This is a genomic window from Microbacterium sp. zg-B185, assembly GCF_030246885.1.
Taxonomy (GTDB): Bacteria; Actinomycetota; Actinomycetes; order Actinomycetales; family Microbacteriaceae; genus Microbacterium.
Window position 1 is genome coordinate 1,039,634 of sequence record NZ_CP126739.1, and the last position, 12,518, is coordinate 1,052,151.

A 12,518-nucleotide genomic window follows, 5' to 3' on the forward strand; every position below is an offset into this window, starting at 1 on the left:
GGTCATGAGCGGGACGGGGGCTGGATGGCGATCGACGTGATCGGACTGACGAAGCGGTACCGGGACAAGGTCGCCGTTGACGACATCTCATTCTCGGTGCCGGATGGTGGGGTGTTCGCGTTCGTCGGCACGAACGGGGCCGGCAAGTCCACGACGATCGGATGCCTGACCACTGTCCTGTCCTTCGACGCGGGCGAGGTCCGAGTCCGAGGTCACGACGTCCGCCGGGAGGGCGACCGGGTCCGCGAATCCATCGGGGTGGTCTTCCAGGAGTCGCTCCTGGACCCGCTGCTGACCGTAGGGGAGAATCTTCGCCTGCGCGGCAGCCTGTCCCGCCTCGCGGCCGGACGCCTCACCACGAGGATCACGGAGGTGGCCGGTCTGATCGGTCTGGACGGGTTCCTGGACAGGCGCTACGGAAAGCTGTCCGGCGGACAGCGCCGTCGTGTCGACATCGCTCGGGCGCTGCTGCACGAGCCGGCCGTGCTCTTCTTGGACGAACCGACCGCCGGACTGGATCCCGCCAGCCGTGCCCTCGTGTGGCATACGCTTCATGAGCTCAGCGCGCGCGGCGATCTGACGGTGTTCCTCACCACGCACTATCTCGAAGAGACCGAAGAGGCCGCCCGCGTCTGTCTCATCGACGACGGGCGGATCATCGCCGACGACACGCCCGCCCGCCTCCGAGCGAAATACAGCCGCAGCGTGCTCACGGTGACCACCGACGATCCTGACGGCCTTCTCGCGCTGGCCCGCGCGGCCGGCGCGGACCCGACCCGGGACGGCGACATGGTCCTGATCGCCGTGGACGGGGCGCAGACCGCGCGGCGTCTGCTGGCCGCCCACGGGAGCGCCGTCCACGACTTCGAATTCCGGCACGGGCGGATGGATGACGTCTTCCTGGCCCTCACGGGTCGCTCGGCCGCCGAGGTGGCAGCGGCATGAGCGTCGTCTTCGCGATCGTCGGGCGCAACCTGCGCATCTTCTTCCGTGACCGGCTGAATGTCTTCTTCTCCCTGCTGGGCGCGTTGATCCTGTTCGGGCTGTACACGCTGTTCCTGGGCAACCTGCAGACCGGCGATCTCGCGGACGCGCTCCCCGGTGCCACCACGGCCGAGGTGCAGGCTTTCGTGGACAGCTGGATGTTCGCCGGCATCGTCCTGATCACGACCGTCACGACCGGACTGGGCGGACTGGCTGTGCTGGTGGACGACGACCAGACCGGTCGGTTCCGTGACTTCCTCGTCGCCCCCCTGCGCCGCGGTCAGCTGGTCCTGGGCTACCTTCTGTCTGCCGCGTCGGTCGCGGTGATCCTCTCCCTGCTCGTGCTGGCCATCAGCGTCGTGTACCTGGGTGTGGTGCGCGGAACGTGGCTGAGCCCGCCGGAGATCGGCCGCAGCGTGCTGATCGTGGTGCTCGCGAGCATCGCATTCACCTCGCTCTCCGCCCTCATCGTGTCCTTCGTCCGTACCAGTGGCGCGTTCTCGGGTCTGGCGACGATCTTCGGCACGATCCTGGGATTCATCGCGGCCGCCTACATCCCCATCGGCGCGTTTCCCGAGTCGGTCGCCACGGTGGTCGCCGCGCTGCCTTTCGCGCAAGCGGGCATGCTGCTGCGCCGCGAGTTCTCGGCCGACACGCTCGCGGTCATCACCGCGGATGCGCCCGGGGCCGCGGAGCCGTTGCGCATGTTCTACGGGCTCGATCTGACCATCGCGGACTGGGCGGTATCGGCCGGGTTCGTCGGTGCCATCCTGGTGGCCATCGCGCTGGTGTGCACCGGACTGTCCGCCGCGCGCATCCGCAGCCGAATCCGCTGAGGCGGCGCGACCGGGTGTACAGGCCCGGCTCGTAGAATGGAGCGCATCATGACTTCTCCGTCCTCAGCGCCGACGACGATCGCGCCGTCACCCGCTTCCTTCACAGCCGACGGACGCGTCCGCACCTACGAAGTGCGCACCTTCGGCTGCCAGATGAATGTGCACGACTCCGAACGTCTCTCCGGCTCCCTGGAGAGTGCCGGCTACCTCCGGGCATCGAACGGCGAAGAGGCCGATGTCGTGATCATCAACACCTGCGCCGTCCGCGACAACGCTGCGGGCAAGCTCTACGGCACGCTCGGGCACCTCGCTTCGGTCAAGCGCCGCAAGGACGGCATGCAGATCGCCGTCGGAGGATGCATGGCCCAGATGGACAAGCAGGCTGTGCTGGACAAGGCGCCATGGGTGGATGTGGTCTTCGGCACGCACAACATGGGTTCGCTGCCTCGCCTGCTGGAGCGCGCTCGGCACAACGGTGAAGCCGAGCTCGAAATCCTGGAATCGCTCGAGATCTTCCCCTCGACGCTGCCCACCAAGCGCGACAGCATCTACAGCGGATGGGTGTCGATCTCGGTCGGCTGCAACAACACGTGCACGTTCTGCATCGTGCCCAGCCTCCGTGGCAAGGAGAAGGACCGTCGCCCCGGCGACATCCTGAACGAGATCCGGATGCTCGTGGATGACGGGGCGATCGAGGTCACCCTGCTCGGTCAGAACGTCAACTCGTACGGTGTCGAGTTCGGCGACCGGCACGCATTCGGCAAGCTCCTGCGCGCGGCGGGGCAGATCGAGGGACTCGAGCGGATCCGCTTCACCAGCCCTCACCCCGCGGCGTTCACCGATGATGTCATCGACGCGATGGCGGAGACCCCTGCGGTCATGCCGCAGCTGCACATGCCGCTGCAGTCGGGCAGCGATAGCGTCCTCAGAGCGATGCGCCGCTCGTACCGCAGCGAGAAGTTCCTGGGCATCCTCGATCGTGTCCGGGAGCGCATCCCGAACGCGGCGATCACGACCGACATCATCGTCGGCTTCCCCGGCGAGACCGAGGCGGACTTCGACGAGACGATGCGTGTGGTCGAGCAGTCTCGGTTCTCGAGCGCCTTCACCTTCCAGTACTCCATCCGCGAGGGCACGCCGGCCGCGACGATGCCCGATCAGGTGCCCAAGGAAATCGTGCAGGAACGGTACAACCGGCTCCTGGCGCTGCAGGACCGCATCTGTCTCGAAGAGAACCGGGCCCAGCTCGGCCGGCAGGTGGAGGTGCTGGTCTCGATGGGCGAAGGCAAGAAGGATGCCGAGACCAACCGTCTCACCGGCCGCGCCGAAGACAATCGGCTGATCCATTTCGAAGTTCCCCCGGGCAGCGAGATCCCGCGCCCCGGAGACGTCGTCTCGGTGCGGATCTCGCACGCGGCGCCGTTTCACCTGCTCGCCGACACCGACGGCGCTCCGCTGCGAGTGCGCCGCACCCGGGCAGGCGACGCGTGGGATCGCACGCAGGCCGAGTCGTGCGCCATTCCCGTCGCCGGGACCAATGCCGCACCCACGGGTGCCCCGCGCGCCGTCTCGCTCGGGCTGCCCACGCTCCGCGTCGGAGTGTGAGCGCACCGGCCCACCCCGCACGGCTGTACGCCGTGGTCGGAGCCACGGGCACAGGCAAATCCGAACTCGCCCTGGACCTCGCCGAGGCCCTCGCCGCGCGTGACGGAGGCGCGGAGATCGTGAACGCCGACGCGATGCAGCTCTATCGCGGCATGGACATCGGCACCGCCAAGCTCGCCGCGGGCGAACGCCGCGGCATCCCTCATCACATGCTCGACGTCCTGGAGGTGACACAGGAGGCGGCCGTCGCCTGGTACCAGACCAGGGCACGTGCGGTGATCGAGGACGTGCTGGCGCGTGGCCGCTCCGCCATCCTGGTCGGCGGCTCGGGGCTGTACGTCTCCAGCGTGCTGTTCGACTTCCGCTTTCCGCCCCGCGATCACGCCCTGCGCGGGCAGCTGGAAGCAGAGCTCGAGCGCCTCGGCCCGGGCGTGCTGTACGAGCGGCTGCGCATGGCGGACCCGGACACGGCGGCCCGCGTGGACCCTCGCAACGGGCGGCGCGTGGTGCGTGCCCTCGAAGTGCTGGCACAGGGCGGCAAGACCCACGGGGCAGTGCTGCCCACCGAGCCGGTCCTGTGGCGGCCCTCGACGCTGATCGGGCTCACCGCGCCCCGGGACGAACTCGTGGTGCGCCTGGACGCTCGGGTGCAGCGCATGTGGGCGGCCGGGCTCGTCGCCGAGGTCGATGCGCTGCGCGCCGCCGGGCTCGAGGACGGGGTGACCGCGCGGCGGGCGATCGGCTATGCCCAGGCGCTCGCGCAGCTGCGCGGCGAAGCCAGCGAGTCCGAAGCGATCGCCGACACCCAGGCGCTGACCCGGCGGTACGCGCGGCGTCAGGTGTCGTGGTTCAAGCGCTATTCGAATGTGCTGTGGTCCGAGCCGGGCGCCGAGGACCTGGTTGCCCGGATACTGGAGTCATGACCAGCATCCGTGCGTTCGCGCTGAGAGACACCGAGTCGGTCATCGCCCTCTGGCAGTCCACCGGCCTGACGCGGTCATGGAACAACCCGCATCTGGACATCCAGCGGAAACTGCAGGTGCAGCCGGAGCTGTTCCTGGTCGCCGTGGACGGCGAGGACATCGTCGGCTCGGTGATGGCCGGCTACGACGGGCATCGCGGCTGGCTCTACTACCTCGCGTCCGATCCGCTGCGCCGCGGCCAGGGCATCGGACGGGCGCTGGTCGCGGCCGCAGAAGAGGCGCTCCTGGACATGGGCTGTCCGAAGGTGCAGCTGATGGTGCGTCCGGACAACAGGGACGTGCTCGGCTTCTATGACTCGCTGGGATACGACCGGTTCGACACCACGACGACCGGCAAGCGGCTGATCGCCGACTGAGCGCCGCGCACCCCCGGCGCGCTCGGGATGAGGATGCGGGGAACCGTATGCTGGACGGATGCCGCAGACCGTTCCCTTTACGAAAGGTCACGGCACCGGCAACGACTTCGTCGTGATTCCCGACCCCGACGGGGCGCTTGACCTCAGCGACGAGCAGGTGGCGGTGCTGTGCGACCGACGCTTCGGCATCGGCGCAGACGGAATCCTTCGCGTCGTGCGCTCGGCGGCGATCGACGAGGGCGCGGATGCCGCGGCGGCGGGCGCGGAATGGTTCATGGACTACCGCAACGCGGACGGCTCGAAAGCCGAGATGTGCGGCAACGGCATCCGCGTGTTCGCTCGCTATCTCGCCGACGCCGGCTGGGCCGCGCTGAATGGCACGCCGCTGCTGATCGGCACGCGCGCCGGCGTGAAGAGCGTCACGCGCAGCGAGCTCGGCTTCGAGGCAGACCTGGGTCCATGGCGAGTGGAGCCGGAGGAGGTCCTGGTCCGCGCGCGCGGACTCGGCGTGCCGCGTCCGGGTCAGGGCATCGACGTCGGCAACCCGCATGTCGTGGTCGCCCTGTCCAACACGGACGAGCTGGACGCTCTGGATCTGTCTGCCGGCCCGCAACTTCAGCCGGAGCCGCGGCACGGGGCCAACATCGAGTTCGTCGTCCCCAGCGATCCGCTGGTCAGCGAAGGGGTCGGTTCGATCCGGATGCGGGTGTTCGAACGCGGCGTCGGGGAGACCCTCAGCTGCGGTACCGGCGTGGCCGCCGCCGCGCTGGCCGTGCGGCACTGGGCCGGCGAGGCAGCGCCCGATCGCTGGAGCGTCGATGTCCCGGGGGGCACGCTGGGCGTGCGGATGGTGCGGGTCCGCGGCGACCTGCACGTCCTGCTGTCCGGACCGGCGACCCTCGTCTACTCCGGCGAGATCACACTCGCCTGAGCGGGCGACCGCTTCACGGCAGGGTGATCGCGCCGGTCTCGGGCGTTCCGTGACGGCGCACCTTCAGGACGCGGAAGCCTCGTGCCGTCGCGGCGCGGTGCACGCTGAACCCCCGGGTGAATGTCGCAGCCAGCCAGCGCTGAAGCGAATCCGAGCCGAGGTTGCGCTGTACCACCAGCCACGCGTCCGACCGCTCGTCGAGGCGTGGGATCCAACGCTCCAGGAGCCCGTGCAGCTCGTTCTTGCCGACACGGATGGGCGGGTTCGAGCGGATCGTGCGGAAGGTCACATCGTCGGGAACATCGTCGGGGTGCGCGACGTTGACATTGACAAGGCCGAGAGCATCGGCGTTGCGCTGCACGAGGTCAAGAGCACGCTCATTGACATCCACGGCCCAGATCGTGGAATGCGGGGAATCCATCGCCAGCGACAGTGCGATCGGGCCCCACCCGCATCCAAGATCCAGCAGGTGCCCGCCGCGCGGCGGGGGAGGCGTGTTGGCGAGCAGGACGGCGGTGCCGGTGTCGATGTGGTCGGGACTGAACACGCCGCCAGCGGTGATCACCTCGACCTCGGAACCGGCGAGGGTCACCCGAACGCGACGAAGTTTTTCGGCACTGGCGGGCGACGCGCTGAAATAGTGGTCCTCCCCCATCCTGAGAGCGTAGCGGAGGAGTTCCCCGGTGGGGAGCTAGAGTTTACGGCAATCCCGGAAGGAACAGATGACCGATACGACAACCCCGATGAGCACCGACGAAACGCCGGTGGACCCGGTGGCTCGCGTGCTCAAGCGCGCCGACGCGCATTCGGGTGTCCGCGTGTTCGGTGCTGCGCAGGCGCTTCAGGACGAGGCGGCTTTCTCGCGCACCGACACCGATGGCGAGCAGTGGGATCGCGAGGAGCGTGCCGCCCTGCGGCGAGTCCCCGGCCTGTCCACCGAGCTCGAAGACGTCAGCGAAGTCGAATACCGGCAGCTGCGACTGGAGAACGTCGTGATCGTCGGCGTGCACCCCCAGGGCGAGCAGGAGGATGCCGAGAATTCGCTGCGCGAGCTCGCTGCCCTTGCCGAAACCGCCGGCGCGGTCGTGCTCGACGCGGTGCTGCAGCGGCGACCGCATCCGGACCCGGCGACGTACCTCGGTAGCGGCAAGGCGCAGGAGCTGCGCGACCTGGTCGCCGCGCTCGGTGCGGACACCGTCATCGCGGACACCGAGCTCGCACCCAGCCAGCGGCGCGCGCTGGAGGATGTCGTCAAGGTGAAGGTCATCGACAGGACGACCGTCATCCTGGATATCTTCAGCCAGCACGCCAAGAGCCGCGAAGGGAAGGCGCAGGTCGAACTCGCCCAGCTCGAATACCTCCTGCCGCGCCTGCGCGGCTGGGGTGACTCCATGAGCCGCCAGGCCGGTGGCCAGGTCGGCGCCGGCGGCGCGGGGATGGGCTCGCGTGGTCCGGGTGAGACGAAGATCGAGCTCGATCGCCGCCGCATCCGCACGAAGATGGCGCTGCTGCGCCGTCAGATCCGCGATTTCGCCCCGGCACGCGATGCCAAGCGTGCCGAGCGCAGGCGGAACACGATTCCGTCGGTCGCGATCGCCGGATACACCAACGCCGGCAAGTCGAGTCTGCTGAACCGGCTGACCAGCGCGGGCGTCCTGGTGGAGAATGCGCTGTTCGCGACGCTGGATGCCACCGTCCGTCGCGCTGAGGCCTCGGACGGCCGCGTCTACACGCTGACCGACACCGTCGGGTTCGTGCGCAACCTGCCGCATCAGCTGGTCGAGGCGTTCCGATCAACGCTGGAGGAGGTCGGCGACGCCGACGTCATCGTGCACGTCGTGGATGCCGCGCACCCGGATCCGGCCGCCCAACTGCAGACCGTCCGGGATGTGATCGGCGACGTGGGTGCGCGGGAGATCACCGAGATCGTGGTCTTCAACAAGGCCGACCTCGTCGACGATGACACCCGCATGCTGCTGCGCGGGCTCGAACCCCGCGCGCTGTTCGCCTCGTCCCGCACGGGGGAGGGCATGGGCGAGCTGCGTGCGGCCATCGAGGCGGCCCTTCCGCTGCCGGCCGTCGAGGTCCGCGCGCTGGTGCCCTACGACCGCGGCGACCTCGTCTCGGCCGCGCACCAGTCCGGACACATCGTGTCGCAGACGCATGAGGCAGGCGGCACGGCATTGCACGCGCATGTCTCGGAGCGTCTGGCAGCTGAACTCGCACCGTTCGCGGTCTGAGCGGTGTCGTCGTCAATGAGCACGTCGTCACCACCGGGCAGCTCCACGCGGGTGTCGCGGAAGGTGTGAAGTGCTCCGATCTCACCGAGCACGCTGCGCCACGTATCCGCGATGGTCTTGGCGGGCAGCTCGCGCGCTGTGACCGGATGCATCGCCTCGGCCAGCCCCGCGGGATCACCCGTGGCGATGAGGGTGAACACGTGCTCGGTGAGGGTGCGCACATCGGCCACCCCGCGCCGCGCCGGGAGTTGACATGGCGGCACCCTGTCGCATCATCTGGCAGAGCGACGAGATCCGCGTGCACGGAGTGCGACCGCGCGGCTCCTTCCGTGCCGGCGAGCCGACGTGTCGACCCGCTAGGCGCCTCGGCTGAGTTCCAGCGGCGCCACCCCCGGCGTGGCGAAGCCGAACACCGCACCCAAGAAGGCCAGTTCGGTCTCCAGCGCGTTCACGACGTTCTCGGCGCGCCGGAACCCGTGGCCCTCTCCCTCGTACACGACATACGCGTGCGGGATACCGCGGGCGGCGAGTGCGTCCCGGATCGCCTCGGACTGCGCCGGCGGAACCACCGGGTCCTCGGCGCCCTGCAGCAGCAGCAGGGGCACTCGGAACCGGTCCGGATGCGACAGCGGTGACCTCTCCAGGTACACGTGCTCGGCCTCCGGGAGCGGGCCGATGAGCCCGTCCAGATAGCGCGCTTCGAAGTCGTGGGTGTCCAGCGCCAGCGCGCGGGCATCGCCGACGCCGTAGCGCGAGATGCCTGCAGCGAAGACGTCCGTCTGCACGAGCGCGGCCAGTACGGTCCATCCGCCCGCCGATCCTCCGGCGATGGTGATCCGCGCCGGGTCTGCGGCTCCGGCGGAGGCCAGTCCGGCCGCGGCCGCGGCGACGTCCTGGACATCGACCACCCCCCACTGTCCGCGCAGGCGCTCGCGGTAGGCCCGGCCGTAGCCGCTGGAGCCGCCGTAGTTCACATCCAGAACGCCGATCCCTCGGCTGGTGAAGTACGCGATCCGGCCGGACGCCGAGCCGCCGCGATGGCTGGTCGGTCCGCCGTGCACGTACAGCAGGTACGGCGGATGCTCGCCGTCCGGTCCGGTCGCGTCCGGATGTGTCGGCGGGTAGTCGAAGGCGTGCACGGCGCCCCGCGGACCCTCGAAGCTCACGGCGCGAGGCCGCGGCATCCATTCCGGCCCCCATGGCGCGCTTCCGCCGCGGATCAGGACCCCGTCCTCGAGGCGGTCCGCGTCCAGGAGCCAGAGCCCTGCGGGGGAGGTGGGTCCCGCACCCGAGACCAGCACGTGCGTGCCTCGCACGTCCTCGATCAGCACCTCGGAGCTCAGCGGCACGCCGAACGGCGCCGCGGTGCCGTCCGGGCCGATCAGCACCAGTTCGTCATCGCCGTTCGTTCGCACTGCGACCAGCCGTCCGTCCTCCAGCCGGGCGAACCACCGGCTGCCTAGAACCCAGAGCGGACCCCCGGTGTCGGCATCCGCCGGAGCGATCGACTGCGCTCCCACCGATGACGACAGGTGCCGGTGCCAGAGATTCCAGCGGCCGCTGGTGTCGTCGGCGTAGAGCAGATCGTCCTCGTCGATCCACAGCGGCTGCAGCGGCGATGAGCTGCCGCCCGCCACGGTGGTCCACTCCGAGACCACCCCGTCCGCCAGCCGCCCGACCCGCAGCTCGGCGCGATCCCACGGCATGTCGGGGTGATTCCACGCGATCCAGGCCAGGCGGAGTCCGCTCGGAGACAGGGCAGGATGCGCGACGAAGTCGCTGCCCGCGACCAGGCAGGTCACACCGGACCCGTCCAGCGCGATGCGGACGATGGATCGCTGCGGCGCCGTTTCCTCCTCGTCGACCTCGCGGATCCCGAGGAGCTGCCCCTGCTGCCAGGTGAGGCCGCCGAATCGCATGCCCGGGTCGGCGGGGGTGAGTGCACGTGGCTCCTGCCCGGGCGCGAGCGCCCACACGCGCTGATCCGACTTCTCCACGAAGAGCAGGACGCCGTCGTCGGTGGTCGTCCACGCACCGCCGCCGTACTCGTGCACACGGGAGCGCGCGCTCCACGGCAGCGGCAGCACGACGCTCACCGCGCCCTGGGCGTCACGCCGACGCACGGTGGTCCGGCCCCCTTCCTCGGGGACCCCCTCGCCCCACCAGATCTCCTCGCCCACGAACCGGGCGCCCTCGATGCGCGGGGTCGCGGCGGTCACGGCTGCGGCGGAAAGCGGTGAGTTCCACGAACCGAAGGGAAGGATTGCGCTCATGCCTCCACCGTATTGGCCGTGGCGGATGCCGCCACCCGAAGCCGCGGGACGCCGGCACGTCAGCGGATGCGAGTCCGCGTCACGGCGCCGCGTCGACGGGCGCCGCGCCGGCGGGGGTCTCCGCATCGGTCGCGACCGCATCACGCGGCTCGGCGAGGACGTCGGCGTCCGCCGCCTCGGCGACGGCATCCAGCTCGGCAGGACGCCGCTGGAGCAGCTCGAGGATCCAGGCAGCCCCGAAGGACACGACCAGCACCAGCGCGACATCGCCCGCGGAAAGCGGGCGGAGCGCGAACAGCCAGATGACCGCCAGCACGGCCACCAGCGTCCGGACCAGGATCCGCTGCCTGCCCAGCCACGTGCCGAACGCGCCCGTGTTCAGGCCCCACGCGGCCAGCTGGATCCGGGCGGAGGCGTTCAGACCCCGGACGGTGCGGCGGAGTCCGTGCGCGGGACTGGAGGAGCCCATCGCCCAGCCGAGTATCGCGACGACGACGCCCAGGAGCACCAGCACGAGCGCGGTCTGTGTCATGTCGCCGACGAGCTGGTCGTAGATGACATTCAGCGCGTCGGGGGACAGGCCGAGTGAATCGGCCGCCGGGATCATCGCGGTCGCCCCGATGGTCAGCACCGCGGCCAGCGAGCCGCCCCCGATGACGAATCCCAAACCGGTGCCGAATACGGCGGTGCTGCGCCGACGGGCGATCGCGATGCCGAGGGCGAAGAGTCCGATCGTGATGACGGGGAGCCAGTAGCCCAGACCCGTGGCCACCCCGTAGCCGGTGCGGATCATCGCGAGGTTCTCGCCGTCGCCCAGGATGATCACCCGATCTACGGTCGGGATCAGTTCCGCCGCCCCCAGGCCGCGGTCCACGAGATTCTGCTTGACGCGGTCCACGATCGCCCCGAGCTGGATGCCGACGCCCTGGTCCGTGCGGATCACGAGGCCTCCGCCGTCAGAGGTCGCCGTGCCCACCAGCGCGCGGTGGGCGGCGCGAGTCGCCGTGGCCCAGACCTCCGAGAACGCGTCCGACTCGACGACGCGCGTGACGGTCGTGGTCACCAGGCTCTCCAGGCCGTTGGCCGCGGGCGCCTCCAGCAGCTGCAGGGCGTCGGCGGCGCGCGGAGGCAGCCCGAGTGCAGCGACGCCGTCGAACACGTCCGCCGTGATCTGGCGGAAGTCGACCTGAGCGGAGATCGCCTCCATCGACTCGTCGATGATCAGGCCCTGGACGGCCGGATCGTCCACGAGCGGGGCCAGGGAGGCGACGAACGCATCCTCCTCCACGAGCTGGATCCGCGCCCATGCGCTGACGATGGAGACCGGGATCAGGATCGTGGCGACGACGATGCACGCTGCGGACAGCGCACTCCGCCACCGCGGGGCACGGCGCTGCGGGCCCGACCTTCCGTCATCGGAGAGGTCCTCCCGCCGAAGCCGTTCGTTCTCGGCGCGCAGTGCCTCGAGCTGGGCCTGCAGATCGTCGACGTCCGTTGCGGGCATGAAGCCTCCTCCGTCGGATGAGGCCATTGTGGCGCAGATGCGATCGGCGCGCCGCCCCACCGCGTGCAGGGTCGGCGGAGACTCAGACGGCGCGCAGCACCGCCACGATCTTGCCGAGCACGACGGCCTGATCGCCGAGGATCGGCTCGAATGCGGAGTTGCGCGGGAGCAGCCAGGTGTGTCCGTCCCGGCGGCGGAAGGTCTTGACGGTGGCCTCGCCGTCGAGCATGGCCGCGACGATGTCGCCGTTCTCGGCATCCGCCTGTGCCCGTACCACGACCCAGTCGCCGTCGCAGATGGCCGCGTCGATCATGGATTCGCCGGAGATCCGCAACATGAACAGATCGCCCTTGCCGACGAGCTGGCGGGGAAGGGGGAAGATCTCTTCAACCTGCTGCTCAGCGGTGATCGGAACGCCCGCCGCGATCCGGCCGACCAGCGGCACCATCGCCGCGTCGCCGACACTGGGCGCACTGTCGGCGGGGTTCTCGGTCGAGGTACCGGGCAGGTCGATCAGGACCTCCATCGCGCGGGTCTTGCCCGCATCGCGTCGCAGGTACCCGCTCAGTTCCAGCTGGTTGAGCTGGTGGGTGACGCTGGAGAGGGACTTCAGGCCCACCGCATCGCCGATCTCTCGCATGCTCGGCGGGTAGCCGTACCGGGCGATCGATCGCTGGATGACCTCGAGGATGGCGAGCTGCTTGTCGCTCAGGCTCTTGCGCCTGCGCGTCTGCGGCTTCTCGCGCCCGTTCACCTCGGTCATGATCCCAGCTCCTGTCTTGCCGTGGGGCATCGGTCTTCGAATG

Annotated in this window: 11 protein-coding genes; 7 read left to right on the forward strand and 4 right to left on the reverse strand. The window is 69.8% G+C overall.

What is annotated here, in order from left to right; all coding sequences use genetic code 11:
- Positions 1-24 precede the first annotated feature (24 nt).
- From QNO12_RS04885 to dapF, 6 genes are read left to right on the forward strand one after another with little or no spacing between them, the layout of a single operon-like run.
- Positions 25-945: an ABC transporter ATP-binding protein gene (locus QNO12_RS04885; protein ID WP_257502686.1), complete on the forward strand. Its 921-nt coding sequence runs from the start codon at positions 25-27 to the stop codon at positions 943-945.
- Complete coding sequence (locus QNO12_RS04890; RefSeq protein ID WP_257502685.1) at positions 942-1,820, forward strand: ABC transporter permease; 879 nt, start codon at positions 942-944, stop codon at positions 1,818-1,820. Before QNO12_RS04885 ends, QNO12_RS04890 begins: the two co-directional genes overlap by 4 nt.
- Before the next feature lie 48 nt (positions 1,821-1,868).
- Positions 1,869-3,425, forward strand: coding sequence for a tRNA (N6-isopentenyl adenosine(37)-C2)-methylthiotransferase MiaB (miaB, locus tag QNO12_RS04895; protein WP_257502684.1), 1,557 nt, complete (start codon positions 1,869-1,871; stop codon positions 3,423-3,425).
- Complete coding sequence (miaA, locus tag QNO12_RS04900; RefSeq protein WP_257502683.1) at positions 3,422-4,348, forward strand: tRNA (adenosine(37)-N6)-dimethylallyltransferase MiaA; 927 nt, start codon at positions 3,422-3,424, stop codon at positions 4,346-4,348. The genes miaB and miaA overlap by 4 nt, the downstream gene beginning before the upstream one ends.
- Positions 4,345-4,764: a GNAT family acetyltransferase gene (locus tag QNO12_RS04905; RefSeq protein ID WP_257502682.1), complete on the forward strand. Its 420-nt coding sequence runs from the start codon at positions 4,345-4,347 to the stop codon at positions 4,762-4,764. The genes miaA and QNO12_RS04905 overlap by 4 nt, the downstream gene beginning before the upstream one ends.
- A gap of 58 nt (positions 4,765-4,822) precedes the next feature.
- The gene (dapF, locus tag QNO12_RS04910; RefSeq protein ID WP_257502681.1) at positions 4,823-5,695 is read left to right on the forward strand and encodes a diaminopimelate epimerase; all 873 of its coding nucleotides are present in this window, start codon (positions 4,823-4,825) and stop codon (positions 5,693-5,695) included.
- 13 nt (positions 5,696-5,708) lie between these two features.
- Here the strand turns inward: dapF and QNO12_RS04915 are convergent, their stop codons facing one another.
- Positions 5,709-6,350, reverse strand: a complete 642-nt coding sequence (locus QNO12_RS04915; protein WP_257502680.1) for a class I SAM-dependent methyltransferase — start codon at positions 6,348-6,350, stop codon at positions 5,709-5,711.
- A 256-nt stretch (positions 6,351-6,606) separates the two neighbouring features.
- Between QNO12_RS04915 and hflX the strand changes: the two genes are divergently transcribed.
- Positions 6,607-7,935, forward strand: coding sequence for a GTPase HflX (gene hflX, locus QNO12_RS04920; RefSeq protein ID WP_374113601.1), 1,329 nt, complete (start codon positions 6,607-6,609; stop codon positions 7,933-7,935).
- A 356-nt stretch (positions 7,936-8,291) separates the two neighbouring features.
- Here the strand turns inward: hflX and QNO12_RS04925 are convergent, their stop codons facing one another.
- The 3 genes from QNO12_RS04925 to lexA form a co-directional block, all read right to left on the reverse strand.
- Complete coding sequence (locus tag QNO12_RS04925) at positions 8,292-10,208, reverse strand: prolyl oligopeptidase family serine peptidase (protein WP_257502678.1); 1,917 nt, start codon at positions 10,206-10,208, stop codon at positions 8,292-8,294.
- A gap of 79 nt (positions 10,209-10,287) precedes the next feature.
- Positions 10,288-11,712, reverse strand: a complete 1,425-nt coding sequence (locus QNO12_RS04930) for a hypothetical protein (protein ID WP_257502677.1) — start codon at positions 11,710-11,712, stop codon at positions 10,288-10,290.
- Between the two features lie 82 nt (positions 11,713-11,794).
- Positions 11,795-12,475: a transcriptional repressor LexA gene (gene lexA / locus QNO12_RS04935; protein ID WP_257502676.1), complete on the reverse strand. Its 681-nt coding sequence runs from the start codon at positions 12,473-12,475 to the stop codon at positions 11,795-11,797.
- Positions 12,476-12,518: the final 43 nt, after the last annotated feature.

Bases quoted from the DNA above. Each gene is read 5' to 3' on its own strand.
- QNO12_RS04885 (WP_257502686.1), top strand. From the start codon at position 25: ATGGCGATCGACGTGATCGGACTGACGAAGCGGTACCGGGACAAGGTC.
- QNO12_RS04930 (WP_257502677.1), bottom strand. From the start codon at position 11,712: ATGCCCGCAACGGACGTCGACGATCTGCAGGCCCAGCTCGAGGCACTG.
- QNO12_RS04890 (WP_257502685.1), top strand. From the start codon at position 942: ATGAGCGTCGTCTTCGCGATCGTCGGGCGCAACCTGCGCATCTTCTTC.
- QNO12_RS04925 (WP_257502678.1), bottom strand. From the start codon at position 10,208: ATGAGCGCAATCCTTCCCTTCGGTTCGTGGAACTCACCGCTTTCCGCC.
- lexA (WP_257502676.1), bottom strand. From the start codon at position 12,475: ATGACCGAGGTGAACGGGCGCGAGAAGCCGCAGACGCGCAGGCGCAAG.
- QNO12_RS04915 (WP_257502680.1), bottom strand. From the start codon at position 6,350: ATGGGGGAGGACCACTATTTCAGCGCGTCGCCCGCCAGTGCCGAAAAA.
- dapF (WP_257502681.1), top strand. From the start codon at position 4,823: ATGCCGCAGACCGTTCCCTTTACGAAAGGTCACGGCACCGGCAACGAC.
- QNO12_RS04905 (WP_257502682.1), top strand. From the start codon at position 4,345: ATGACCAGCATCCGTGCGTTCGCGCTGAGAGACACCGAGTCGGTCATC.
- miaB (WP_257502684.1), top strand. From the start codon at position 1,869: ATGACTTCTCCGTCCTCAGCGCCGACGACGATCGCGCCGTCACCCGCT.